Genomic DNA, 26,651 nt, shown 5'->3' on the forward strand with positions numbered 1-26,651 from the left:
ATCGGTGACTGGGTCACCGACAACTGGGATGCCATCGTCGCCGTCTGCAAGGTCGTCGTCGCCGTCGTCGGGGTCATCGCGATGATCGTCGGCGGTCCCATCCTGGCCGCGATCGTCATCATCGCGGGCGCGATCGTCCTGGCCGACACCTTGAGCAAATACGCAAAGGGCCAGGCCACCCTCATGGACGTGGCCTTCGCCGCCATGGACTGCATCCCGGGCGGCAAGGGTCTCACCACCGTCGCCAGAGCGGCCAAGGGCATGAAGGCCGCCGCCCGCGGACTGCGCTCCGGGGGACTCCGCAAGGCCCTCTCCGGCGGCATGAAGAAGGCGGCGGGCAAGGCCAAGCCGACCAAGGGCCGCTGCAAGAACGGCGACCCCATCGACATGATCTCCGGCGAGATGCTCATGGAGCAGACCGACGTCACCCTGCCTGGCCTGCTCCCGCTCGTCCTCCGGCGCACGCATCTGTCCACGTACCGCTGGGGCCACTGGTACGGCGACTCCTGGGCCTCGACGCTGGACGAGCGGGTCGAGATCGACGACGAGGGCCTGATCTACGTCACCGAGGACGGCCAGCTGCTGTCCTACCCCCACCCCGAGTCCGACGGCCGGCCCGTGCTCCCCGTCCACGGCTCCGCCTGGCCCCTGGAGATCGACGACGCGGGCACGGTCACCGTCACCGACCCGTACACCGGCCACGTCCGCCACTTCCTGCCCACCACACCCGAGGCGGCGGGAACGGGCGACACGGAACGGCGTCTGCCGCTGCGGACCATCACCGACCGCAACGGCAACCGCATCGACATCGAGCGCGACCCTACCGGCACACCCACGGCGGTGCGCCACACCGGCGGCTACCACCTGAAGGTGGACACCGACGACCACCGCGTCACCGCGCTGCGCCTGCTCGACCCCGCCACCGGCGACGGCACCGGCGCCGAGGACGGCGGCACGACAGTGGTCGCGTACGGCTACGACGAGGTCGGCAATCTGGCCGCGGTCCACGCGTCGGCTGGGGTGCGGCTGCGCCTGGACTACGACGCCGACGCCCGCGTCACGTCCTGGACCGACAGCAACCGGACCTGGTACCGCTTCACCTACGACGACGAGGACCGCTGCGTCCGCGGCGAGAGCACCGGCGGCCACCTGGCCTGCACCATCGAGTACCGCCCCGAGGAGCGGGAGACCCGCTACACCGACGCCCTCGGCGGGATCACCGTCTACCGCTACAACGACCTGAGCCAGCTGCTCTCCGAGACGGACCCGCTGGGCGGCACCGTCCACACCGAGTGGGACAGCCGCAACAACCTGCTCGCCCGCACCGACGCGCTCGGGCACCGCACCGAGAACACCTGGGACGAGCACGGCAATCTGATCGCGACACGTGCCCCGGACGGCACCTGCGTCACCGCCGTGTACAACGACCTCAATTTGCCGGTCGAGATCGTCGGCCCGGACGACTCCGTCCAGCGCCAGGCGTGGGACGAGCGGGGCAACCGCACCAGCGTGACCGGCCGCGACGGCATGACCCACCACTTCACCCACGACGCCACCGGAGCCGTGGCCACCATCACGGACCCCCTCGGCCACACCACCGAGCTGCGCTGCAACGCGGCGGGCCTGCCGCTGGAGGTCACGGACCCGCTGGGCGCGGTGACCCGCTACGACCTCGACGCCTTCGGCCGCGTCACCACGATCACGGACCCGACGGGCGCGGCCACGCGCCTCGAGTGGACGGTCGAGGGCAAGCTGGCGCGGCGCACGGAGGCGGACGGCTCGTCGGAGTCGTGGACGTACGACGGCGAGGGCAACTGCGTCTCGCACACGGACGCGATGGGCGCGGTCACGACCCACGAGTACACGCACTTCGACCTGATCGCCGCCCGCACCGGGCCCGACGGCGTCCGCTACGAGTTCGACCACGACACCCAGCTCCAGCTCCGCAAGGTCACCAACCCGCAGGGCCTGACCTGGAGTTACGAGTACGACCCGGCGGGCCGACTGGTGGCCGAGACGGACTTCGACGGCCGCACGCTGACGTACACCCACGACGCGGCGGGCCAGTTGCTGAGCCGTACGACGGCCACGGGTGACGAGATCACCTTCGAACGGGACGCGCTGGGCCGGACGGTCACGCAGGACGTGGCGGGCGCCGCGATCACGCGTTTCACCTACGACGCGACGGGCGACCTCACGGCGGCGGTGAGCCCGGACGTGACGCTGACCCTGGAGCGGGACAGGGCGGGCCGTCTGATCTCGGAAACGGTCAACGGCCGCACCCTGACCCACACCTACGACGCGCTGGGCCGCCGCACCGCCCGCACCACACCGTCCGGCGCGACGAGCACCTGGACGTACGACGCGGCAGGCAGGGTCACCGAACTGACCGCGTCCGGGCGGAGGCTGGCGTTCACGCACGACGGGGTGGGCCGGGAACTCACCCGCACGGTCGGCGAGGCCCTGACACTGACGAACGTGTACGACGTCGTGGGCCGCCTGACGAAGCAGGAACTGATGGGCCCGGGCAGCAAGCCTGTCCAGCACCGCGTGTACACGTACCGTCCGGACGACCATCTGACCGGCGTGGAGGACCGGCTCAACGGCACGCGGAACTTCGACCTGGACGTGGCAGGCCGCGTGACGGCGGTCCACGCGGCGGGCTGGACGGAGACCTACGCCTACGACAAGGCGGGCAACCAGACCGACGCCTCCTGGCCCGCACCCATGCCGGGCCAGGAGGCGACAGGCCCCCGCACCTACACCGGTACCCGTATCACCGCGGCAGGCAGTGTCCGCTACGCATACGACGCGGCGGGACGCACCACCCTGCGCCAGAAGACCCGCCTGTCCCGCAAACCCGACACCTGGCACTACGAATGGGACGCGGAAGACCGCCTCACGTCCGTGGTGACCCCCGACGGCACGAGGTGGCGCTACCTCTACGACCCCCTGGGCCGCCGGATATGCAAGCAGCGCATGACGGAACAGGGTGTGGCGGAACAGACCGACTTCACCTGGGACGACATGACCCTCTGCGAACAGACGAGCCACACCCCGGGTGTGCCGGAGTCGGTGACCCTCACCTGGGACCACGACGGCCTGTGCCCCCTGGCGCAGACGGAGCGCAAACACCTCACCGACGAAGAAGTGGACGCCCGCTTCTACGCCATCGTCACCGATCTCGTCGGCACCCCGACCGAACTCCTCGACGAGCGGGGCGACATCGCCTGGCGCACCAGAACCACCCTCTGGGGCACCACCGCCTGGAACCGGAGCGCCACCGCCTACACGCCCCTGCGTTTCCCCGGCCAGTACTACGACCCCGAGACGGGGCTGCACTACAACTACTTCCGGCACTACGACCCCGAGACCGCCCGCTACCTCACGCCGGACCCGATCGGTCTCGCCGGTGGCTTCGGGCCGCACAGTTACGTCCCCAATCCGTTCATGTGGATCGACCCCCTCGGCCTTTCCCTCCTCGACGTCAGCAAGAACGGGGTCAAGATCGTCGTGCACGAGTACGACGTGGACAAGCCGGCGCACGCCCATGTCACCGGTGGCGGAGGCCGCGAGGTCAGAATCGGGGCGAACGGCAAACCCCTTCACAACCAGCCGGAGCTTTCGAGCAAGCAACGACAGGCGGTGGAGCACTTCAAGCCGCAGATCAGGACCGCCGTCAGGAAGCTCGGCAGGCGGAGTCAGGCGGAGGAGCGGGCCGCGAAGGAGCAGCGCGAGGCCGCCGAGGGTGCCAAGAAACCCTGCAAGTAGGGAAGAAACGATGACATTGCATTCCGATGTGGCCGCGCTGCTGGCGGAGGCCGGCATCACCGATGTGGACGTCGACGAAGCCGTCGCGGACGACCACGTCCGCACGGCCGCGTACGTGCGCGTCGTCTCGGCGGTCGCGGAGTCTCCGAGCCGCGACCGGGACCGCGCGATCGTGGCCGCGATCTTGCGCGACCCCGACGAGAGCGGGGCCAAGACGGCCGTGGTCGCCCTCGTGGACGCGATCGCGCATGAAGTGACCGGTCCCGACGAGTTCCGGCAGTGGTCGGACGGACTGCTGCCGGAGACCGAGCGGCTCAAGACGGAGTCGTTCCGTGAGTTCATCCGCCGCCGCGTCCACGACTGGCTGTTCCACCTGTCCGTCAAGGACGGTCACGTGCCGACGGCCGACGAATTGGCGGAGGTCACGGACTGGATGCAGCGCCACCTCGCCGAGTTCTCGAGATCGCCGGACGTACTCGCCGTGGTCGCCGAGTCGGCCCGCACCAAGAAGACGCGGAACATCGCGAAGAACAGGGCGGGCAGCCGCGAGCTCAGGGCGGAGTGAACGAAGAAGGCGGCACCCGGGGAGGAAGGACCCCCGGGTGCCGCCGGCTGCAATGACCGCTTACATGACCGCTTACTTCACCGCGACGCCCGTCCACGCTGCGCCCACGGCCTTGACCTCGGCCGAGTCCGCTCCGTACAGGTCCGTCGCCGCCTTCAGCGTGCCCTCGCGGGCCGCCTTGTAGTCGGTGGTCGACGTGAAGTACGCCGTCAGGGCCTTGAACCAGATCTTCTCGGCCTTGTCGCGGCCGATGCCCTCGACCTTGGAGCCGTCGGCGGTCGGGGAGTCGTACTTGACGCCGTTGATCTCCTTCGCGCCGCTGCCCTCGGACAGCAGGTAGAAGAAGTGATTGGCGATGCCCGAGGAGTAGTGGACGTCGACGTTGCCCGCGTCGGCGCTCCAGCTGTCCAGGGACTGGCCGTCCTTGGAGGGCTTGTCCATGTAACGCAGCGGTGAGCCGTCGCCGTTGATGTCGATCTCTTCGCCGATGAGGTAGTCGCCGATGTCCTCGGGGTTCTTGGCGTTGAACTCGACGGAGGTGCCGAAGATGTCCGAGGTGGCCTCGTTGAGGCCGCCGGACTCGCCGGAGTACTCCATGTTGCCGGTGGCCGAGGTGACACCGTGCGACATCTCGTGGGCGGCGACGTCGATCGAGGTGAGGGGCTTCTTGTTGCCCTCGCCGTCGCCGTACGTCATGCAGAAGCAGCTGTCGTCCCAGAAGGCGTTGACGTAGCTGTCGCCGTAGTGGACGCGCGAGGTCGCGCCCTTGCCGTCGCCCTTGATGCCCTCGCGGCCGTGCACGTTCTTGTAGTAGTCCCAGGTGACCTGGGCGCCGTAGGCGGCGTCGACGGCGGCGGTCTGCGGGTCGTCCGGCTTGCCGGTGCCCCACGTGTCGTCGTCGTCCGTGAAGAGCTTGCCCTCGCCCTCGCCGTTGGCCAGGTTGAACGTGGAGTGGCCGCCGCGCGCGTCGTCGGTCAGGTCGAAGCCGCTGGTGCCCTTCTTGGAGCCGATCTCGACCTTGCCGCTGTACTGGCCGTTGCCGGTGCCGTTCTCGATGGCCTGGTGCTGGAAGAGCTTCTTGCCCGTCGCGGCGTCCGTGATGACGTGGAGTCTGCTGGGCGTGCCGTCCTTCTGCGTGCCGGTGACGACCGTCTCGTAGGCGAGGACGGGCTTGCCGGTTGCGGCCCAGATCACCTTGCGCGGCGACTGCGCGTCGGCCTCGGCGGTCTTCGCCTTCGCCGCGGTGGACTCGGCGGACTTGGCGACGGCGCCCTTGGAGAGCTTCGCGTCGGTGGAGGCGACCTTCACCGAGGCCTTGGTGGCCTTCGTGACGCTCTTGACCTTGCCGCTCTTCGCGGTGTGCACGACGAGGTCGCCGCCGAGGACGGGCAGGCCGTCGTAGGTGCGCTCGTAGCGGGTGTGGGTGGTGCCGTCGCGGTCCTTGACGACGTCGCGGACGACGAGCTTCTCCTTGGCGCCCAGGCCGATCTTCTCGGCGGTGGCGGCCGTCGTGGCGGCCGCGTCCTTCAGGAGGCCGGCCTTGGCGGAGGTGGAGAGGGCGGCGGGCGCGCCGGAGGGCGTGGCCGGCTGGGCGGACGCGCCGGTGGACAGTCCGGCGGTCAGGAGGGCTCCGGCGGCAACAGCGGTGGCTATGGCCAGGGTTGAGCGCTTACGGGAAATGTGGGGGGTCACGCAGGCTCCTTCTGTGGGGGGCCCGGGCGGCGTGGGGTACTGCCCGGGCATGAAAGATGCGGTGCGGGTGTGGCTCATGTGTCGTGCGAGGGAAGAGTGTCATTCGAGCCAGGTACATGTCAGCCCCTGGATGGATGTTGGCCGGAAATAGTTCGTTGAGCGATGGTCAACATACGGAATGCGAACACGGGATGACGGGCACGAGGCCGTGAACGAGCGCGCCGCCCCGGGGAGTTGATCGACCCGGGGCGGCGGCGTTCGAGGTGCTCGGTGGTGCGCGGGAGGGACGCCCCGCCCGCTGTCCGCGGGAGAGGCGTCCCTGCGTGCTCTTTGCGAAGGAAACCCTCAGGTGCCTTCAGGCCGGTTTACGGGAAGGTGACCTTCCAGCTGTTGATGTAACCGGTGTCCTGCGCGGCCTTGTCCTGGACCTTCAGCTTCCAGGTGCCGTTGGCCACCTCGGTGGAGGCGTTGACCGTGTAGGTCTCCTTGACGTTGTCCGCGGAGTCCGAGCTGCTGGTCGCCTTCAGCGGGAAGATCTTGCCGCTGGGGCCCACCAGGTCGACCTGGAGGTCACCGCGCCACGTGTGCACGATGTCGACGCCGACCTTCAGGGTGCTCGGCGCGTTGCCGGTGCGGCCGGTGACGTTGACCGACGAGGTGACCGCGGCGCCGTTGTCCGGAATGGCGACGTCGGTGGTGTTCTCGAAGGAGGTGCCGCCGGGCTCCTCGCCACCGGGACGGCTGCCGACGTTCACGGCCGCCCAGGCGTTGGCGACGGCCTTGTACTCGGCGCTGCTGGTGCCGTACAGCTCACCGGCGGCCGCCAGCGTGCCGGTGCGGGCCGACGCGTAGTTGGTGGTCGTCGTGAACTTGGTGGTGAGCGCCTTGAACCAGATCAGCGACGCCTTGTCCCGGCCGATGCCGGTCACCGGCAGGCCGTCGGAGGTCGGCGAGTCGTACTGGACGCCGTTGATCTCCTTCTTGCCGCTGCCCTCGCTCAGCAGGTAGTAGAAGTGGTTGGCGACACCGGACGAGTAGTGCACGTCGATGTTGCCGATGCCTGAGTACCACGAGTCCTTGGACCCGCCGTCCTTGCTCGGCTTGTCCATGTACCGCAGCGGGGTGCCGTCGCCGTTGATGTCGATCTTCTCGCCGACGAGGTAGTCACCCTTGTCCTGGGCGTTGTTGGCGTTGAACTCCACGGCCGCCGCGAAGATGTCCGAGGTGGCCTCGTTCAGGCCGCCGGACTCGCCGCTGTACTGCATGTTGCCGGTCGCCGCGGTCACGCCGTGCGTCATCTCGTGCGCGGCCACGTCGATGGAGGTCAGCGGCGCCGAGTTGCCCGAGCCGTCGCCGTACGTCATGCAGAAGCAGGCGTCGGACCAGAAGGCGTTGACGTAGTTGTTGCCGTAGTGGACCCGCGAGTACGCGCCGACACCGTCACCGCGGATACCGGTGCGGCCGTGCACGTTCTTGTAGTAGTCCCAGGTGAGCTGGGCGCCGTAGGCGGCGTCGGCGCCGGCGGTCTCGGCGTTCGACGGGGAGCCGTTGCCCCAGATGTCGTCCGGACCCGTGAAGAGGGTGCCGGTGCCGGAGGTGCCGTGGTTCAGGTTGTACGTCTTGTGGTTGCCGCGGCCGGAGTCGGTGAGCGTGTAGTTCGACCCCGACTGGACCGAGCCGACGGTGACCTGGCCGCTGTACTGCGTGTTGCCGGTGCCGTTCTCGATGCCCTGCCACTGGAAGAGCTTCTTGCCGGTGGTGGCGTCCGTGATGACGTGCAGCTCGTTCGGCGTGCCGTCGTGCTGCAGGCCGCCGACGACCGTCTCGTACGCGAGGACCGGCGCGCCCTTGGCCATCCACACGACCTTGCGCGGCGCCCGGTCCGCGTCGGTCTTCTTCGAACCGGCGGCCTTCGCGGCGCCGAGCGCCTGCTTCTCGGCGGCCGAGGCCTTGATGCCGGCGCTCGTGTCGACGCCCTTGAGCTGGGCCCGCGCGGCCTTGGTGACGCCCTCGGTCTTCCCCGACTTCGCGGTGTCGACCACCAGGTCGCCGCCGAGGACGGGCAGCCCGCCGTAGGTCCGCTCGTAGCGGGTGTGGACCGTGCCGTCACGGTCCTTGGTGACGTCGCGGACGACGAGCTTCTCCTTGGCGCCGAGACCGAGGTCGGCGGCGGTCTCCGCCTTGGTGGCGTTGGCGTCGCGGATGAGCTCCGCGCGCTGGGCGGGGGAGAGTTTGACGGCCAGGGCGCCGGGGTCGACCTTGCCGAGCTTCTGGGCAGCGGCCTTGGGGGCGTCGGCGCGTGCGCCGTCGGCCGAGGCGGGGCCCGCCTGTACGGCTACGGCGAGGAGCGCGGCGACTGCGGAGAGAGCGCCGACGGCGGTCGCACGGGTGCGGACCGAACGGCTGTGGGAGGTGGGTCTGTGGGAGGTGTTTCTCAACACGGACTCCTTCTGCGCGGCCGCGTGGGTAGCGCGGCCAGAACTACCGGATGGCTGGGTCGCCCTCCGGGCAGAGCAAGGCGGAACGCAGAACTGGGCGAAGCACAACGGGTATTGCGTGAAGAGAAACCGTCGCCTTGTTGAAAGCCGTGCGACGGTCGAGGGGAAGAGTGGCACCAGAGGGCCGTCGTTGTCAGGTGCGCATCAGTAGTTGGCCGGAATCAGTCCGTTGGCCGGTGGGGCACGTTCGGTATGCGGAGTCCGGCCGCAGGCCCTTTACGGCCGTCCCGGCCGCCGGCACGGGCGGCTCCCGCAGACTTGCGGCGGGCCATTCCGGTTGGCCCGGGGCGAGGTGATCTCCACCCCGCGCCGTAGGGTGGCGCGGTCCGGCGCGCGGGCCCAGGACGCCTCGCGCTCCGGGGGCGGACATGCCCCGTGCGCGGGATCCTGCCAAGCCTTTTCGGGGGCGGCGACCGAGGCCCGGCCGCGTTTTACGGAAGCTTGGAACGGCGCGCTCCGGGGGTGGGCGGCGGTCCGGTTGGGCATGCTCCGGGCCCCGGCGCGACCCCCTTCCCACCCCCCGGCGCACGCCGGGAGCGCAGGCCAACGATGGTTCCGCGCCGGGGTCCGTACCACCCGGTGCGAGCGGTACGACGGCTCCGTACGCACCTCTGCCGGGCCTCCGCGACGGTGCCGCGCGCCGCCCTGTTCGAAAGCGGCGTACGACTCCGGGACAGGCGGCATGTGGCTGCTTTTCGCCGGTGGTCCACTCCTGTGACGCCACGCAAAAGGGGGCCCGGCGCGGCTCTCACCCCGCCGGGCCCCCTTCACGCCGGCTCACTCGGCGGGCCGGCTCCCCTCCCGCGGGTTGATCCACAACGCCTCGCCCACCGCGCACAGTTCGCCCCGCGCCGTGGCCACCGCCACGCCCATCGTGTGCTTGCGGCCCGCCTGCGTCATCGGCCAGGCATACGTGATGTGCTCCTCGCCCGTGGCCGCCGGGCGCAGCAGGGTCGCCGTCAGCGAGGCCGTGACCGCGCCGGTGCGCAGGCCGCCGAGGTGGATGCCGGCCCACGCCGTCGCACAGTCCAGGACCGCCCAGAGCATCTCGGACCGCAGCCGGCCCCGCGCGTCCGCGAACGCGGGGTGCGGGGACCAGGCCGCCGCCACCACGTCGCGGCCGGGCACCCGCGAACAGTGCTGGCGCAGGCCCCTGCCCGGCGCCCGGTGGCCGCAGCCGAAGCAGTCGATCGGCGTGCCGTCGGCCGCGAGTCCGGTCAGCCCGGCCGCGCGGAACGCCTCGGAGGCCGCCGTGGCCTGCGCCAGGGACGGCGCGGGCGGCGCAACGGCCGCAGGCAGGTCCGCGACGGGCGTGGCCGTCGCGAGCACGGTGCCGGCGGTGTCGGTCAGCCGGGCGCCCCCGCCGTCCGGTCCGGTGAGCCGGAGGGGGGAGCCCACCGGGGTCGCGGCCCGGAAGTCGACCCGTACCGTGCGGGTCGCCGAGCGCCCGGCGAGCAGCCCCGCCACGTATCCGCCGTAGGCGATGCCCGGGTAGCCCTGGTAGGCCTCGGGGATGGTGAGGACGTCACCGGCCCTCGCGCCCGTCCCCGTACCCGCGCCCGTCTCCGTACTCGCGTCCGTGCCTGTCTCAGCCATGCCGTCGGATCAACTCCCCGTCTGTCGTGTGCCGTCACTCCGGTCGGGCGGTCAACGCCCGGTCGTCCGCCGCCTCAGCCCACCACGCTGTCCCGCCACGCCCGGTGGAGGTCGGCGAACGCCCCGGTGCCCGTGATGAGGTCGTCGGGGGGGCCGTCCTCGACGATCCGGCCGTGGTCCATCACGAGGACCCGGTCGGCGATCTCCACGGTGGAGAGCCGGTGGGCGATCACCACGGCCGTGCGGCCGCGCAGCACCGTGTGCATTGCGCGCTGCACGGCCCGCTCGCCCGGGATGTCGAGCGAGCTGGTCGCCTCGTCGAGGATCAGCACCGCCGGGTCGGCGAGCAGGGCCCGCGCGAAGGCCACCAGCTGCCGCTGGCCCGCGGAGATCCGGCCGCCCCGCTTGCGCACGTCGGTGTCGTACCCGTCGGGCAGCGAGGTGATGAAGTCGTGCGCGCCGATGGCCTTGGCGGCGCGCTCGATCTCCTCGCGGGTGGCGTCGGGCCGGCCGATCGCGATGTTCTCCGCGACGGTCCCGGAGAACAGGAAAGCCTCCTGCGTCACCATCACGACCCCGCGCCGCAGCTCGGCGCCGTCGAGCTCGCGCAGGTCCACGCCGTCCAGGAGGACCCGGCCGTCCGTCGGGTCGTAGAAGCGGGCGAGCAGCTTGGCCAGCGTGGACTTGCCCGCGCCCGTGGAGCCTACGACGGCCACCGTCTGCCCCGCGGGCAGCGTCAGGTCGAAGCGGGGCAGCACTTCGCCGCCCGTCCGGTAGGCGAACCGCACCCCGTCGAACCGCACCTCGCGGCCCGGGTGGTCCGATGCCAGGACCGGCAGCGGGCGCGCGTCGGACGCCGCGGGCTCGGGCACGGTCGGGGCCTGGGCGAGCAGCCCCGCGACCTTCTCCAGGGAGGCGGCCGCCGACTGGTAGGAGTTGAGGAACATGCCGAGCCGGTCGATCGGGTCGTACAGGCGCCGCAGGTAGAGCACGGCGGCGGCCAGCACGCCGAGCGCCAGCCCGCCGTCGGCGACCCGCTGGGCGCCCCACAGCACGATGGCGGCGACGGCGGTGTTGGCGACGAGCCGCGAGCCGACCACATAGCGGGCCATCTCCAGCATGGCGTCGCCGTTGGTGCGCTCGTGGCGGTGGTTGAGCTCACCGAACTCCGCGTCGTTGGCCCGCTCGCGGCGGAAGGCCCGCACCGGCCGGATGCCGTTCATCGTCTCCGCGAACTTCACGATGACCGCGGCGATCGCGGTGGAGCGCTGTCGGAACATCGCTCCCGCGCGCCGCTGATAGAGGCGTACGAGGAGGTAGAGCGGCACGAACGAGGCCACAGCCACCGCGCCGAGACCCAGGTCGAGCCAGAGCAGCATCGCCGAGATGTAGACGAAGGAGAGCAGGACCGTGATGAGTTCCTGCAGGCCCTCGCTGAGCAGTTCGCGCAGCGACTCCAGGTCGGTGGTGGAGCGGGAGATCAGCCGGCCCGATGTGTACCGCTCGTGGAAGTCGACGCTGAGGGCCTGCGCGTGCCGGAAGATGCGGCCGCGCAGATCGAGCAGCACGTCCTGGTTGACGCGTGCGGAGGCGATGATGAACGCGTACTGCAGGGCGCCGGAGGCGGCCGCGCAGCCCAGATAGCCGGCGCCGACCGCGATCAGCGGGCCGTAGTCGTCGGCGCGCACGGCGGGTACGCCGCGGTCGATGGCGTAGGCGACGAGGAGCGGACCGGCCTGCACGACGGCCTGCTGCACGAGCAGCAGTACGGCGGCGAGCGTGACGCGGCCGCGCAGCGGCGAGAGCAGCGAGCGCAGGAGGGCGCGGGTGGCGCCCGGGGGAGCGGGCAGCTCGTCCCTGTCGAACGGGTCGTCCGGTGCGCCGGCGCCCGCGCTCGCGTCGCCGGGACGGCCGGTGCTTCCGGGCTCCTCGGGTCCTGCGGCTCCCGCGGCTCCTTCGGGTTCTTCGGGGTCGACGGGTTTCTCCCGTACGGATGTCGACGAGCTCATCGGGCGGCCTCCTCGGCGGCGGGGACGGCGGAGGGGTGGTCGGCGGCGGGAGGTTCGGTGGCGCGGTCCGGGCCGGCGGGGGCATCGGCGCCGGGGTGGTCGGCGGTCTCCGCCCCCGACATCAGCCACGCGTACTCCGCGTTCTCCCGCAGCAGTTGCTGGTGGGTGCCGACCGCCGTGATACGGCCGCCGGAGAGCAGGGCGACCCGGTCGGCGAGCAGCACGGTGGAGGGGCGGTGGGCGACGATCAGCGCGGTCGTGTCCGCGAGGACGCGCCGCAGCGCCGCCTCCACCAGCGCCTCCGTGTGCACGTCGAGCGCGGAGAGCGGATCGTCGAGTACGAGGAAGCGGGGCCGGCCCACCACCGCGCGGGCCAGCGCGAGGCGCTGGCGCTGCCCGCCGGAGAGGCTCAGGCCCTGCTCGCCGACCTGGGTGCCGGTGCCCTGCGGCAGGGCGTGCGCGAAGTCGGCCTGGGCCACGTCGAGCGCCCGCCGCAGCTCGGCGTCGCCCGCGGTGCCGTCCGCGCCCATCAGGACGTTCTCGCCGACCGTCGCGGAGAACAGCGTCGGCTCCTCGAAGGCGACGGCGACGAGGGTGCGCAGCCGCTCGCGGTCCATCGCCGTGATGTCCTCGCCGTCCAGCGTGATGCGGCCGCCGGTCACCTCGTGCAGGCGCGGCACCAGCGCGGTGAGCGTCGTCTTGCCGCTGCCGGTCGCGCCGACCAGCGCCATGGTCTCGCCGTGGCGCACGTGCAGGTCGACGCGGGCGAGGACCGCAGGGGCGTCCGGCGGCGCGTCGGGGTACCTGAACTCCACGCCCTCGAAGCGGAGTCCGCCGAGCGTGTCGTCGTCCGGCCGGGAGCCGCCGGGGCGCGCCGGGGCCGCGGCGGTGACGGCCGTGTCCTCCGGCTCGGCGTCCATGACCTCGAAGTACCGCTCGGTCGCCGTCGCCGACTCCTGGCTCATCGCAAGCAGGAAACCGATCGACTCCACCGGCCAGCGCAGCGCGAGCGCCGTCGAGAGGAAGGCGACCAGCGTGCCCGCCGACAGACCGCCGTCCGCGACCCGCACCGTGCCGAGGACCAGCGCCACCCCGATCGCGGCCTCCGGCAACGCCATGATCACCGCGTAGATGGCGGCGAGGATCCGCGCCTTGACCAGCTCGGTGCCGCGCAGCGTGTGCGACAGCTCGCGGAACGCCCGCGCCTGGCTGCGGTGGCGGCCGAACCCCTTGATGATGCGGATGCCCAGCACGCTCTCCTCGACGACCGTCGTCAGATCGCCGACCTGGTCCTGCGCGCGCCGCGCCGCGGCGGTGTACCGCCCCTCGTAGTACGCGAGGGCGATCACCATCGGCACCACCGGCGCGAGGAGCACCAGGCCGAGCGTGAAGTCCTGCCCGAGCAGAATGATCACGCCGACCAGGATGGTCGCGCCGTTGACCAGCAGGAACGTCAGGGGGAAGGCGAGGAACATGCGCAGCAGCATCAGATCCGTCGTGCCGCGCGACAGGAGCTGTCCGGACGCCCACCGGTCGTGGAAGGCCACCGGGAGCCGCTGCAGATGGCGGTAGAGATCGGCCCGCATCGCCGCCTCGACGCCCGCGAGCGGCCGGGCGACCAGCCACCGCCGCAGCCCGAAGAGCAGCGCCTCGGCGACGCCGAGCACGAGCAGCAGCAGCGCCCCGAGCCACACCCCGGTCGGGTCCCGGTCGGCCACCGGCCCGTCCACCATCCACTTGAGCACGAGGGGGAAGACGAGCCCCGTGCAGGAGGCGACGACCGCGATCAGGGCGGCGGTGATCAGACGGATCCGGATCGGGCGCACGTACGGCCACAGGCGCAGCAACGTCCGTACGGTGGACCGCTTTTCGGTGGGGGCAGCTGATTTCGGCATCAGGGGCGAGCCTACGTATTGCCACTGACAGAGCCCACCGAGTTTTGCCCGCCGGGCGGCTCCGCGCCACGAAGCCGGGTGGCCCCGCGCCACGAAGTCGTACCCGCCCATCAACCGATCAGCTGATGTTGCTTCGAGCGCGATGGGGGATGTCCGCACCCCCGCCCACCGGCGATTCTCGACGCATGCCCCTCATCGAAGTGCACGGACTCAAGAAGGCCTACGGCGGCCGGACCGCCGTCGACGGCGTCTCCTTCACCGTCGAGGAGGGCGAGATCTTCGGGATCCTCGGCCCGAACGGCGCCGGCAAGACCACCACCGTCGAATGCGTCGAGGGGCTGCGCGTCCCCGACGCCGGAACCGTGCGCGTCGCGGGACTCGACCCGGTCGCCGACCACGAGCGCCTCACCCGCATCCTCGGCGCGCAGCTCCAGGAGAGCGAGCTCCAGCCGAAGCTGACCGTGCGCGAGGCCCTCGAGCTGTACGCGGCGTTCTACCCGGACCCCGCCGACTGGCGGCCCCTCGCCGAGCGGCTGCGCCTGACCGACAAGCTGGACAGCCGCTTCGGCAAGCTCTCCGGGGGCCAGAAGCAGCGCCTGTTCATCGCCCTCGCCCTCATCGGCAGCCCGAAGGTCGTCGTCCTCGACGAGCTGACCACCGGCCTGGACCCGCGCGCCCGCCGCGACACCTGGGAGCTCATCGAGGACGTCCGCGACAGCGGCGTCACCGTCCTGCTCGTCACCCACTTCATGGAGGAGGCCCAGCGCCTCTGCGACCGGGTCGCCGTCATCGACAAGGGCCGGGTCGCAGCCCTCGACACCCCGGCGGGCCTGGTCCGCAGGTCCGCGAGCTCCACGGTCATGTCGTTCACGCCGTCCGCGCCGCTGGACGAGCGTCTCCTCGCCGCGCTGCCCGCCGTCACCTCCGTCGAGCACCGCGACGGCCGCTACACCCTGAACGGCACCGACGACACCGTCGACGCCGCCATCACCCTGCTCGCCCGGCACCACATCACCGCCCACCAACTCCGGGTCGCCGACGCCACGTTGGACGACGCCTTCCTCGACCTGACGGGAGCCTCGGCATGACCACGGCCACCTCCGCATCGCACGCCCCCGCCCCGCGGCGCCCCGTCGACCGGGCCGCCGGGGCCGTCCTGCGGGCCGAGCTCCGCCTCTTCCGCCGGGAACCGGGCGCCCTCTTCTGGATCATGGCGTTCCCCACCCTGCTCCTGGTGATCCTCGGCTCCATCCCGTCGTTCCGGGAGGCCGACGCCTCACTGGGCGGCCTGCGCCTGGTCGACGCGTACGTCCCCGTGACCGTCCTGCTCTCCCTGATCATGGCCGGCGTGCAGGCCATGCCGCCGCTCATCACCGGCTACCGCGAGCGCGGCATCCTGCGCCGCATGTCCGCCACGCCGGTGCGCCCCAGCGCCGTGCTCGGCGCGCAGATGGGCATCCACGGCGCGGCCGCCCTCGTCTCAGCGCTGCTCTCGCTGACCGTGGGCCGCCTCGCCTTCGACGTACCGCTGCCGCGCCAGGCCTTCGGCTACGCCCTCGCGCTGCTGTTGGCCGTCCTGTGCGGGCTCGCGCTCGGCGCGCTGGTCTCGGCGCTCGCCCGCACCACGAAGGCCGCGACCGCGATCGGCTCCGCCGTCTTCTTCCCGATGATGTTCAGCGCGGGCGTCTGGCTGCCGGTGCAGGCGATGCCCGACGGGCTGGCCCGCGCCGTCGAGGCCACCCCGCTCGGCGCCGCCTCCCAGGCGCTGAACGAGGCGGCGGGCGGCGGCTGGCCCGGCTGGGCCCACCTGGGCGTCCTCGCGCTGTGGGCCGTGGCCCTGTCGGCGGGCGCCTCGCGCTGGTTCCGATGGGAGTGACCGTCCTGGCCCGGCCCGTCGACGAGACTGGTCCGGTGAGTACGAGCACGGCCGACGCCACGAAGTCGATCGAGGAGCGGTGGAGCATGTTCCACCGCTGGGGGCCCTACGTCCTGCTGGGGTTCGGCGTCCTCATGGCCGCCGCCACCAGCGAAGTCGTCGGCATGGACCGCGGCGACCGGTATGTGAGCGCGGCCCTGGTCTGCGCCGCCGTCGCCCTCCAGCTGGTGTGGGGCGCCCGGACCCGCTCCCGGTCCGGCCCCTCGCCCGCGGGCACCGTCTACTACGGCCTGCGCTGGGCGATCGCCTTCGTGCTGACCTGGATCAACCCGTTCTTCGCGTTCTACGCCGTCGTCGGCTACTTCGGCGCCGAACGGCTGCTGCCCCCGCGCCTGGTCAAGCCGGGCCTGTTCGCCACCGCCGTCATCATGGCGGGCTCCCAGTCCGGCGGGCTGCCGCCGGACGACGCGCTCGGCTGGGGCGTCTTCGGCGGACTCCTCGCGGTGAACGTCGCCCTGCTCACCGTCTTCGCCCACCTCGCGGCCCAGGAGGACCGGCGCGCCCTCGACGCGGCCGCCACCATCGCCGAGCTTGAGCGCACCAACACCGCCCTGCAGCAGGCACTCGACGAGAACGCCGCTCTCCACGCCCAGCTCCTCGTCCAGGCCAGGGAGGCGGGCGTCGCCGACGAGCGGCGCAGGCTCGCCGCCGAGATCCACGACACCATCGCGCAGGGCCTGACCGGCATCATCGCCCAGCTCCAGGTCGTCGCGGGCACCGCCGACCAGGAGCTGGCCCGCGAACACCTGGACCGGGCCGCCGACCTCGCCCGGCACAGCCTCGGCGAGGCCCGCCGCTCCGTCCACAACCTCTCGCCCGCGCCCCTGGAGAACGACCGCCTCCCCGAGGCGCTGGAGAAGACCGTCGCGGAGTGGGCCGAGCGCACCGGCGTGCGCGCCGACCTCACCGTCACCGGCACCGCGGAGCACCTCCACGAGGAGATCGAGGCGACCCTGCTGCGCATCGCCCAGGAGGCCCTGTCCAACGCCGCCCGGCACGCCGGGGCCGGCCGTCTCGGCGTCACCCTCTCCTTCATGGGCGACGAGGTCAGCCTGGACGTCCGCGACGACGGCCGCGGCTTCGACCCGCTGGCCACGGTGGCGCGCGGCGGCTCGGGCGGCTTCGGTCTCGACGGCATGCGGGCCCGGGCCGAACGCATCGCCGGGTCGCTCACCGTGGAGTCGGAGCCGGGCGGCGGCACCGCGGTCTCGGCTCGCGTACCGTTGGTGCGCCATGAGCACTGACGCGATCACCCTCCTCCTCGTCGACGACCATCCCGTCGTCCGCGACGGCCTGCGCGGCATGTTCCGCTCGGCCCCCGGCTTCGAGGTGCTCGGCGAGGCGTCGAACGGCGTGGAGGCCGTGGCGCTGACCGCCGAACTCGACCCGGACGTCGTCCTGATGGACCTGCGCATGCCCGGCGGCAACGGCGTCGACGCGATCACCGAGCTCACCCGCCGCGGCGCCCGCGCCCGCGTCCTGGTCCTCACCACGTACGACACGGACTCCGACACGCTCCCCGCCATCGAGGCGGGCGCCACCGGCTACCTGCTCAAGGACGCCCCGCGCGAGGAGCTGTTCACCGCGGTCCGCGCCGCGGCCGAAGGGCGCACGGTGCTCTCGCCCGCGGTCGCCTCCCGGCTCGTCTCACGCGTGCGTGCCCCCGGCAACGAACCGCTGAGCACCCGTGAGAGGGAGGTGCTCGCGCTCGTCGCCAAGGGCACGTCGAACCGCGCCATCGCCGCCGAACTCTTCATCAGCGAGGCCACGGTCAAGACCCACCTCACCCACATCTACGGCAAGCTCGGCGTCAAGGACCGTGCGGCGGCGGTGGCCACGGCGTACAGCAGGGGAATCCTCGGCTGAGACCGGGACCCGGACCCGGACCCGGGGCGGCCCTAGGCCTGCTGCCAGAGCGCCGGGGTGTTCGGCGGCTCCCAGCCCGGCTGGGCCTGGTGTCCCTGGAGGCACCGGTAGGTCGAGCCGCCGTAGGTGACCGTGTCGCCCGGCGCGTAGACCTTGCCCGCCGCCCACGTGCCGCCCGGCTCGGGATCACCCGGGCCCGGGCCGCCGCCGGTGGTCTTCAGCGTCAGGCCGAACTGCTGGAGCAGCGGATTGATCGGCTGGTAGTACGTCGTGCCGCCGCTGGAGCAGTCGCCGGAACCGCCCGAGGTGACGCCCTGCGCCTGGCTGCCGGATATGTAGGAGCCCCCCGAGTCACCCGGCTCGGCGCAGACCGTCGTGCGCGTCACCCCGTTGATGGTGCCCTCGGGGTAGGTGACGCTGGTGTTGTGCTGCTGGATCGTGCCGCAGTGCCACCCCGTAGTGGAGCCCGACCGGCAGACCGACGCACCCACCGGGGACTGTGTGGAGCCCCCGACGCCGGTCCGCTGGCCGCCCTGGCCCTCCACGTACGGGGTGGCGGTCCATTGGGAGTTGGTGGCGACCCAGGCCATGTCCATGCCGGGGAAGACGGATGCCTGGAACGTGCCCTGGGCCACCTGGTTGTATCCGCTGGTCGCCGTGCCGGCGCGCCCGCAGTGCCCCGCCGTCGCGAAGCCCTGCTGGGTGCCCTTGGTGACCGGGAAGCCGATCGAGCAGCGGCCCCCGCCCATGTAGTACGCGTCCCCGCCCACCAGGTCGTACAGCGGCCTCGGCCGCTCCGCGGTCCGCACGAGGCGTACGAGGGAGGGGTCCACGCCCGCCGCGGAGACGAGGGACTTCGCCGCGGGGGTGTGCACGGCCCGCACCACGACCGCGTTGGCGCGCACGTCGACGTACCAGACGGGCGCGTCACGCGTCGCCGTCCTCCGCGCCGCCCGGTCCAGCGCCCGCTTCGCCCGGTCCAGTTGCGCGGTGGAGTGCCCGACCACGGCGGCCCGTGCGCCCCGCGCCTCGATCACGGGGACGTCGGCGGCGTCCGTGGTCGCCACGGTGAGCCGTGCGGAGGTGGTGCCGCCCACCCAGGCGCCCGCGAAGTCACGGCCGAGCGCGGCGCGCAGCGCTCCCGCGACGGCGCCTGCCTCGGCCTCGTTGACCAGACGGGCCTCGGCCTGCGCCGTCGTGAGGCCGAGGTCGCGCCGCATCGCCCGCAGGACTCCGGCAGGGGTCGTGGAGACGGCGGCGGTCTCGGCGGCGGAGGGCGCCGGGGCGCCGGGGTCGGTCTGCGCGGAGGCGGATCCGGGGAGACCGGCGAGGACCAGCGCGCCGGCCGCGGCCACCGCGGCGCACGCCGCGGTGAGGCGCCGGTGAGAGGTGGGGAGCATACGAGGTCTCCTCGATGTGCCGGGGACGAGCGGGGGATCGCCCACACCGTAGAAGCCTCAACTGCCCGCCAGTAGCTGTCAGCCGACCCCTCGTACCGGCGTTATGGAACGCGGCGGCGGGGGCGCCGGGACGGCGCCGTCACCCCGTGGGCGGCGACGGCGCGGAGAGCCACGCCGTGTAGCTCTCGCTGCGCGCCGCCGCCTCGGCGTGGGCGGCCCGGGCCAGCGAGAAGACGGCGGCCGCGGTGTCGTGGGCCGGCGCCGCGGGGTGCCAGCCCAGCAGATGCCGCCAGTACAGCGGCGCCCCCGCCAGCGGCCTGGTCACCAGCCCCGGCGTCGGCGGGAACGTCGCCCGGCAGAGCCCCACCGCCCGCCCCACCTGCACCAGATGGACGCAGGACGCCACATCCGTCTCGTACACGCACGACGGCGTGAACCCCGCACGCGCGCACGCCGCCGCGAAGCACTCCGCGAAACAGCCGTCCCCCGGCACGTCCGTCCACGCCTCGTCCGCGAGCAGCGCCAGCTCGATCTCCGGCCGGCCGGCCAGCGGATGGCCGGTCGGCAGCATCACGAAGACGGGATCGCGGGCCACCTCCCGCCAGGTGAGCAGCCCGTCCTTGGGCGGCGCGCTCGCCCCGCACGTGCCCACCAGCGCGAAGTCGAGCCGGCCCGACGCCGTACGGGCCGCGATCTCCCGCTCGGACCAGGAGGTGTGCGTCGTCACGGGCACCCCCGGGTACGCGGCGGCGAGCCGGTCCACCAGCGCGCCGAGCAGCGGCCCGTGGATGCCGCCGAGCCGGAACCCCGCCCCGCCCTCCCAGGACCGCGCGAACCGCTGCGCCTCCTCCCGCAGCCCGCTGACCGCCGGCAGCACGACCCTGGCCCTGGCCAGCACGAACTCGCCGAGCGCGGTGGCCCGCACCCCGTGCCGGCCCCGCTCGAAGAGCTCGCCGCCGAGGGCGCGCTCGATCCGTTTCAGCTGCGCGCTCAGCGCGGGCTGCGCGAGCCCGAGCGCGGTGGCGGCCTTGGTCAGGCTGCCCGCGTCGGCGATCGCCCGGATCGTCCTCAGGTGCCGCAACTCCAGGTCCATGAGGCGAGCTTGGAGTCACCCCGGGGCCCGGGCAATACTCCGGTACGGACCAATCGTGATCATCCCGGGGTACGGGCGGCCCGCCGCACCCCGGAGCGGTCGCCGTCAGCCCTCGACGACCCGCAGCAGCACCACCGACCTCCCCGCCACCGTCATCACCGCGCCCGCCCGGTGCACGCTCCCCGGCGCCGCGTCCTGCTCCTCCACGGCGGTGTCCACGACGACCTCGTACGCGTCGGCCCACGGCGGCCCCGGCAGCACGAAGGGCGACGGCGCCTCGGCCGCGTGCAGGACGGCGAGGAAACTGTCGTCGGTGATGGGCGCGCCCCGGGCGTCACGGCCCGGTATGTCGCGTCCCGACAGATACATGCCGAGCGTGGCGGTGGGTGCGTACCAGTCGGCCTCCGTCATCTCCGTACCGCCCGCCGTGAACCACGCCAGATCCCGCAGCCCGTCCGCCGAATGGGCCCGCCCGGAGAAGAAGGCCCGCCTGCGCAGCACCGGATGGCGGTGCCTCAGCTCGATGAGGCGGGCGGTGAGCGCGTACAGCGCGCGCCACCCCGGCTCCTCGCGCAGCCCCCAGTCGACCCAGCTGATCTCGTTGTCCTGGCAGTACGCGTTGTTGTTGCCGCGCTGCGTACGGCCCATCTCGTCGCCCGCGACCAGCATCGGCACCCCGGTGGAGAGCAGCAGCGTCGTCATCAGGTTGCGCAGCTGCCTGCGCCGCAGCGCCACCACGCCCCCGTCGTCCGTCTCGCCCTCGGCGCCGCAGTTCCACGACCGGTTGTCGTCCGAACCGTCCCGGTTGCCCTCGCCGTTGGCCTCGTTGTGCTTGCGCTCGTAACTGACCAGGTCCCGCAGGGTGAAACCGTCGTGCGCCGTCACGAAGTTCACCGACGCGTACGGCCTGCGCCCGCCCCACGCGTACAAATCGCTCGACCCCGACAGCCGGTACCCCAGATCCCGTACGTCCGGCAGCGCCCCCCGCCAGAAGTCCCGCACCGCACCCCGGTAGCGGTCGTTCCACTCCGTCCAGAGCGGCGGGAACGCCCCCACCTGATAGCCGCCCGACCCCACGTCCCACGGCTCGGCGATCAGCTTCACGCGCCGCAGGACCGGATCCTGCGCGATCACCGCGAGGAACGGCGAGAGCATGTCGACGTCGTGGAAGGAGCGCGCGAGCGCCGCCGCCAGATCGAAGCGGAACCCGTCCACGCCCATCTCCGTCACCCAGTACCGCAGGGAGTCCGTGATCAGGCGCAGCACGTGCGGCTGGACGACCTGGAGGGTGTTCCCGCACCCCGTGTAGTCCGCGTACCGCCGGGCGTCGCCGGGCCGCAGCCGGTAGTAGGCGCGGTTGTCGATGCCCTTCAGGGAGAGCATCGGGCCGAGCTCCCCGGCCTCCGCCGTGTGGTTGTAGACCACGTCCAGGATGACCTCGATGCCGGCCTCGTGCAGCGCCCGCACCATCCGCCGGAACTCGCCGACCTGCTGGCCCGTGGTGCCGGTCGCCGCGTACGCCGCGTGCGGGGCGAAGTAGCCGATCGAGTTGTAGCCCCAGTAGTTGCGCAGGCCCCGGCGGAGCAGATGGTCCTCGTGCGCGAACTGGTGCACCGGCAGGAGCTCGACCGCCGTCACCCCGAGCCGTACGAGATGGTCGAGCGCGGCCGGGTGCGCCAGCCCCGCGTACGTGCCGCGCAGTTCCTTCGGCACCCCCGGATGGAGCTTGGTGAAGCCGCGCACGTGCAGCTCGTAGATGACCGAATCCGCCCACGGCGTCTTGGGGCGCCGGTCGTCCGTCCACTCGTCGTCCGGCGCGTCGTCGTGCACGACCACGCCCTTGGGCACGTACGGCGCCGAGTCCCGCTCGTCGCGGACCGTGTCCGCCACATGCTGCTGGGGCCAGTCGCGCACGTGCCCGTACACCTCGGCGGGCAGCCGGCCGTAGTCGTTGCCAGGCCCGCCGTCCACCGCGCGCGCGTACGGATCGAGGAGCAGCTTGGCCGGGTTCCAGCGGGCGCCCGTCCACGGGTCCCAGCGGCCGTGCACGCGGTAGCCGTACCGCTGCCCGGGACGCACGCCCGGCACGAAACCGTGCCAGATCTCGTGCGTCAGCTCGGTCAGCCGGCAGCGCGTCTCGACGACCCGGCCCCCCTCCGTGTCGAACAGGCACAGCTCCACGGCCTCCGCCCCGCCCGCCCACAGCGCGAAGTTGGTGCCCGCCACGCCGTCGGGGCCCACCCGGAAACGCGCGCCGAGCGGCGTCGGCGCCCCGGGCCACACCGGCCGCGTCGGCGCGGCACGGGCCGCGGCCCGCCTGCTCCCGTTCACCGCGGGGGCGGGCCGCTCGGTCGTGGCGCGCCCCCCTGCCCGCGCCTTCTGCACTGCCTCTTGCTCGGGTGCGCTCGACACCTGTCAGCCTCCCGCGGCTCCGTCGGCCGACGCGCGAAGAAGGGCGTGCGGCGTCCCGGCCGCACCTCCCCCACGTCGTCCTCCCCACTGTTCTGCCCACCGTGCGCGTCGCACTCACGTTTCCCCGGCAGGGGGACGGTCGTTGGGACCCACGTGAGACAGGTTGCGAGGCGCGCACGGCGCGCAGGGGCCGCGCTGGCCGCGGTGGTGACATGGGCGGGTCTGCTGGCCGCGGCGTCCGGCTGCTCCGCCGACAGGCCCGACGGATTCATGGGGAAACCGCGCTCGCCCGCGGACGCGATCCGGGTGACGCCCGGTGACGACAGCAAGGGGATCAAGCCGGACGAACACATCGAGGTCAGGGTCCCCGACGGCCGCCTGGAGTCGGTGCGGGTCGTCCGCACCCAGGACGCCCGCAGGACCGAGGTGCCGGGCCGCATCGCCGACGACGGCCTGACGTGGCGGCCCCTCGACGACGGCCCGCTGGCGCTCGCCGCCACGTACAAGATCGACGCCGTCGCGATGGACGGCCACGGCCGCCGCTCGGCGCGCCACACCACCTTCCGCACGTACGTCCCCGACGAGCGGTTCACCGGATACGTCACGCCGGAGAACCGCGCCACGGTCGGCACCGGCATGATCGTCTCCCTGGAGTTCAACCGGGAGGTGGAGAACCGCGACGCCGTCCAGCGCGCCATCCACGTCACCGCGCGGCCGGCCGTCGACATCCGCCCGCACTGGTTCGGCAAGAGCCGCGTCGACTTCCGCCCCGAGAAGTACTGGAAGCCCGGCACCAAGGTCACCGTCGGCCTGCGGCTGCGCGACGTCGAGGCCGCCCCCGGCGTCTACGGCCTGCAGGACAAGAGCTTCTCCTTCACCATCGGCCGCCGCCAGGAGTCCCTGGTCGACGCCGCCGAACACACCATGGAGGTACGCCGCGACGGCGAGCTGATCTCCACCCTGCCGATCACCGCGGGCGCCCCCAAGACCACCACGTACAACGGGAAGATGGTGGTGACGGAGATGCTGGAGGTGACCCGCATGAACAGCCGCACCGTCGGCTTCGGCGGGGAGTACGACATCCCCGACGTGCCGCACGCCATGCGCCTGACCACCTCCGGCACCTTCCTGCACGGCAACTACTGGTCACCGGACGCCCCGGGCAACACCAATGTCAGCCACGGTTGCGTGGGCCTGCGCGACGTCAAGGGCGGCAGCTCGAAGACGCCGGCCGGCTGGTTCTTCGACCGGAGCCTCATCGGGGACGTCGTCGAGGTCGTCCACAGCAATGACAGGAAAGTCGCTCCTGACAACGGCCTCGGTGGCTGGAACATGGAGTGGAAGGACTGGGTGAGGAACGGCTGAACCCCAAGGGGACGGCGAGGTGTTCCCCGGGTGACCGGCCGGGGAACCACCGGGTGATCATGGTCTGCCCGCACCCCGGGGCAGTTGGAACGGAACGGTGACATTGGCGGGGAGTCATCGCCGGGAACCGTGTGGTTATCTATCGCTGGCGCGTGTCCGAAACGGGCAGGTGCAACGGGGTGCGGGCCTGGATCCAGGCCGTGCGAGGGGAGACGGAATCTTGAACGGGCGACCGATATCGGGGACGTCGGTTGGCGCGCGATCGCGCGTGCGGCGGCGGGGCGCCAGAGGTCTGACGGCGGTGGCGTCGGGGGTGACGCTGCTGTTCGTGGCGGCATGCGGCGGGGGCGGCTCGGACGCGGGCGACGGTGACGGCAAGGGCGATGCGGACAAGAACGCCCCCTCGGCGGCCGTCGTGACGATAGCCCCCAAGGACGGCGCGGACTCCGTGGCCACCAGCGGCGCCCTGAAGATAGGCGCGGAGAAGGGCAAGCTCTCCGAGGTCAAGGTCGAGGACAGCAAGGGCAATCCGGTCCCCGGCAGGATCACCGCGGGCGGCACCAGCTGGAAGCCCGCGCACCACCTCGCCGCCGCCACGAAGTACAAGGTCCACGCGGTGGCGAAGGACTCCGAGGGCCGCGCGTCCGCCAAGGACACCGACTTCACGACGCTGACCCCGAAGAACACCTTCGTCGGCCAGTTCACGCCGGAGGACGGTTCGAAGGTCGGCGTGGGCATGCCGTTCTCGGTGCACTTCACGCGCGGCATCACCGACCCGGAGGCCGTCGAGAAGGCCATCGAGATCAAGACCGAGCCGTCGGTGCCGGTCGAGGGCCACTGGTTCGGCAACGACCGCCTCGACTTCCGCCCCGAGAAGTACTGGAAGGCCGGCACGAAGGTCACCGTCAAGCTCAACCTCGACGGCGTCGAGGGGCGGCCCGGCGTCTACGGCAAGCAGGCCAAGACCCTGAACTTCACCATCGGCCGCAGCCAGGTCTCCACGGTCGACGCCAAGACGCACCAGATGACGGTCGTCCGCGACGGCAAGCAGATCAAGAAGATCCCGATCACCGCGGGCGCCCCCGGCACCACCACGTACAACGGCGAGATGGTCATCAGCGAGAAGCTGCAGGTGACCCGGATGAACGGCGAGACCGTCGGCTTCGGCGGCGAGTACGACATCAAGGACGTCCCGCACGCCATGCGCCTGTCCACCTCCGGCACGTTCATCCACGGCAACTACTGGTCGGGCGGCGCCTTCGGCAACACCAACGCCAGCCACGGCTGCATAGGCCTGAGCGACGTGCGCGGCGGCTACAGCAAGAAGACGCCCGCCGGCTGGTTCTTCGAGAACTCCATGATCGGCGACCTCGTCGTCGTGAAGAACTCCGCCGACAAGAAGATCCAGCCCGACAACGGCTACAACGGCTGGAACATGTCGTGGGAGCAGTGGAAGGCCTAGGCCCCCACTCCCGCCGAACGTGAGGGCCCGGTGCACTGTGACCAAGTGCACCGGGCCCTTCCCCGTTGACCCCCGCTAACGTGCCTGTCATGACTGCACACCTCGAAGTCGCCGAAGGCGTCGGCACGATCCGGCTCGACCGCCCCCCGATGAACGCCCTGGACATCGCCACCCAGGACCGCCTCAAGGAGCTCGCCGAGGAGGCGACGCGCCGCGACGACGTCCGCGCCGTGGTGATCCACGGCGGCGAGAAGGTCTTCGCGGCGGGCGCGGACATCAAGGAGATGCAGGCCATGGACCACGCGGCCATGGTCGTGCGCTCCGGCGCCCTCCAGGACTCCTTCACCGCCGTGGCCCGCATCCCCAAGCCCGTCGTCGCCGCCGTCACCGGCTACGCGCTGGGCGGCGGCTGCGAACTCGCCCTCTGCGCCGACTTCCGCATCGCCGCGGACGACGCCAGGCTCGGCCAGCCCGAGATCCTGCTCGGCCTCATCCCCGGCGCGGGCGGCACCCAGCGCCTGGCGCGCCTGATCGGCCCCTCCAAGGCCAAGGACCTCATCTTCACCGGCCGCCACGTGAAGGCGCCCGAGGCGCTCACCATCGGCCTGGTGGACCGCGTCGTGCCCGCCGCCGAGGTGTACGAGCAGGCCCACGCGTGGGCGGCACGCCTCGCCCAGGGACCGGCCATCGCGCTGCGCGCGGCCAAGGAGTGCGTCGACGCGGGCCTGGAGACCGACATCGACACGGGTCTGGCCATCGAACGGACGTGGTTCGCGGGCCTGTTCGCCACCGAGGACCGCGAGCGGGGCATGCGGAGCTTCGTCGAGGAGGGTCCCGGCAAGGCCAAGTTCCTCTGAACTGGCCGCCTGAGACGTCGAGTTGAATGGGCGTCAGTGAGCATGTCCCCCGAAGGGGCGGATTATCACCGGCTTAACAAACCCTTAAGTCTCGCGGTGCCCGGGCGGTCGGTGATCACCCGTAAGCGGGAAGTCACCGCAGGTCGGCGCGGATTCCCGGGTCATGGGCTGCCACTGGCATATGTCAAGCCCGCCCCCCGGAATGGATGGTTCCGGGGGGCTTATTCCGCCGGA

The 26,651-nt window shown here is 72.0% G+C and carries 17 protein-coding genes; 9 read left to right on the forward strand and 8 right to left on the reverse strand.

The genetic code is table 11. From position 1 onward, the window contains the following. Together ACZ7DY_RS32765 and ACZ7DY_RS32770 are read left to right on the forward strand one after the other, a co-directional pair. Positions 1 to 3,771 (forward strand): RHS repeat-associated core domain-containing protein (locus ACZ7DY_RS32765; RefSeq protein WP_471141952.1); only part of this gene is annotated, 3,771 nt, incomplete at its 5' end. Positions 3,772 to 3,781: 10 nt separating this feature from the next. After that, complete coding sequence (locus ACZ7DY_RS32770) at positions 3,782 to 4,336, forward strand: hypothetical protein (RefSeq protein ID WP_471141953.1); 555 nt, start codon at positions 3,782 to 3,784, stop codon at positions 4,334 to 4,336. A 72-nt stretch (positions 4,337 to 4,408) separates the two neighbouring features. On the opposite strand, the gene ACZ7DY_RS32775 is transcribed toward ACZ7DY_RS32770, so the two are convergent. The 5 genes from ACZ7DY_RS32775 to ACZ7DY_RS32795 all read right to left on the reverse strand — a co-directional run bounded on the left by ACZ7DY_RS32775 (position 4,409) and on the right by ACZ7DY_RS32795 (position 14,026). After that, positions 4,409 to 6,028 carry a M4 family metallopeptidase gene (locus tag ACZ7DY_RS32775; RefSeq protein WP_471141956.1) on the reverse strand — a complete coding sequence of 540 codons (1,620 nt, stop codon included), beginning with the start codon at positions 6,026 to 6,028 and terminating at the stop codon, positions 4,409 to 4,411. A 365-nt stretch (positions 6,029 to 6,393) separates the two neighbouring features. Further along, the gene (locus ACZ7DY_RS32780) at positions 6,394 to 8,469 is read right to left on the reverse strand and encodes a M4 family metallopeptidase (protein ID WP_471141959.1); all 2,076 of its coding nucleotides are present in this window, start codon (positions 8,467 to 8,469) and stop codon (positions 6,394 to 6,396) included. Between the two features lie 834 nt (positions 8,470 to 9,303). Beyond that, a complete protein-coding gene (locus ACZ7DY_RS32785; protein WP_471141962.1) occupies positions 9,304 to 10,122 on the reverse strand; it encodes a PaaI family thioesterase in 819 nt (272 codons plus the stop codon). 74 nt (positions 10,123 to 10,196) lie between these two features. After that, positions 10,197 to 12,131: an ABC transporter ATP-binding protein gene (locus tag ACZ7DY_RS32790; RefSeq protein WP_471141964.1), complete on the reverse strand. Its 1,935-nt coding sequence runs from the start codon at positions 12,129 to 12,131 to the stop codon at positions 10,197 to 10,199. Continuing rightward, on the reverse strand, positions 12,128 to 14,026 hold the full coding sequence (locus tag ACZ7DY_RS32795; RefSeq protein ID WP_471141966.1) for an ABC transporter ATP-binding protein: 1,899 nt from the start codon (positions 14,024 to 14,026) through the stop codon (positions 12,128 to 12,130). Before ACZ7DY_RS32795 ends, ACZ7DY_RS32790 begins: the two co-directional genes overlap by 4 nt. 185 nt (positions 14,027 to 14,211) lie before the next feature. Here ACZ7DY_RS32795 and ACZ7DY_RS32800 point away from each other — a divergent pair, with 185 nt between their 5' ends. From ACZ7DY_RS32800 to ACZ7DY_RS32815, 4 genes are all read left to right on the forward strand, one after another. Next, a complete protein-coding gene (locus ACZ7DY_RS32800; protein ID WP_471141969.1) occupies positions 14,212 to 15,114 on the forward strand; it encodes an ABC transporter ATP-binding protein in 903 nt (300 codons plus the stop codon). After that, a complete protein-coding gene (locus ACZ7DY_RS32805) occupies positions 15,111 to 15,902 on the forward strand; it encodes an ABC transporter permease (RefSeq protein WP_471141970.1) in 792 nt (263 codons plus the stop codon). The genes ACZ7DY_RS32800 and ACZ7DY_RS32805 overlap by 4 nt, the downstream gene beginning before the upstream one ends. Before the next feature lie 86 nt (positions 15,903 to 15,988). Further along, complete coding sequence (locus ACZ7DY_RS32810; protein ID WP_471142518.1) at positions 15,989 to 17,206, forward strand: sensor histidine kinase; 1,218 nt, start codon at positions 15,989 to 15,991, stop codon at positions 17,204 to 17,206. Next, complete coding sequence (locus ACZ7DY_RS32815; protein WP_471141972.1) at positions 17,196 to 17,828, forward strand: response regulator; 633 nt, start codon at positions 17,196 to 17,198, stop codon at positions 17,826 to 17,828. Before ACZ7DY_RS32810 ends, ACZ7DY_RS32815 begins: the two co-directional genes overlap by 11 nt. Before the next feature lie 32 nt (positions 17,829 to 17,860). Here the strand turns inward: ACZ7DY_RS32815 and ACZ7DY_RS32820 are convergent, their stop codons facing one another. The 3 genes from ACZ7DY_RS32820 to glgX form a co-directional block, all read right to left on the reverse strand. Beyond that, positions 17,861 to 19,228: a carbohydrate-binding protein gene (locus ACZ7DY_RS32820; RefSeq protein WP_471141974.1), complete on the reverse strand. Its 1,368-nt coding sequence runs from the start codon at positions 19,226 to 19,228 to the stop codon at positions 17,861 to 17,863. A 139-nt stretch (positions 19,229 to 19,367) separates the two neighbouring features. After that, a complete protein-coding gene (locus tag ACZ7DY_RS32825; RefSeq protein ID WP_471141976.1) occupies positions 19,368 to 20,321 on the reverse strand; it encodes a LysR family transcriptional regulator in 954 nt (317 codons plus the stop codon). Between the two features lie 105 nt (positions 20,322 to 20,426). After that, positions 20,427 to 22,733: a glycogen debranching protein GlgX gene (gene glgX, locus ACZ7DY_RS32830; protein WP_471141977.1), complete on the reverse strand. Its 2,307-nt coding sequence runs from the start codon at positions 22,731 to 22,733 to the stop codon at positions 20,427 to 20,429. A 153-nt stretch (positions 22,734 to 22,886) separates the two neighbouring features. Here glgX and ACZ7DY_RS32835 point away from each other — a divergent pair, with 153 nt between their 5' ends. The 3 genes from ACZ7DY_RS32835 (at position 22,887) to ACZ7DY_RS32845 (ending at position 26,417) form a co-directional block, all read left to right on the forward strand. Then, entirely contained in the window at positions 22,887 to 24,098 is a 1,212-nt protein-coding gene (locus ACZ7DY_RS32835; protein WP_471141980.1) for a L,D-transpeptidase, read from the forward strand. Between the two features lie 220 nt (positions 24,099 to 24,318). Continuing rightward, the gene (locus ACZ7DY_RS32840; RefSeq protein ID WP_471141982.1) at positions 24,319 to 25,560 is read left to right on the forward strand and encodes a L,D-transpeptidase; all 1,242 of its coding nucleotides are present in this window, start codon (positions 24,319 to 24,321) and stop codon (positions 25,558 to 25,560) included. 89 nt (positions 25,561 to 25,649) lie between these two features. Further along, positions 25,650 to 26,417, forward strand: a complete 768-nt coding sequence (locus ACZ7DY_RS32845; RefSeq protein WP_471141983.1) for an enoyl-CoA hydratase/isomerase family protein — start codon at positions 25,650 to 25,652, stop codon at positions 26,415 to 26,417. The last annotated feature ends 234 nt before the right edge of the window (positions 26,418 to 26,651 follow it).

Source organism: Streptomyces sp. NPDC037013 (assembly GCF_055607265.1).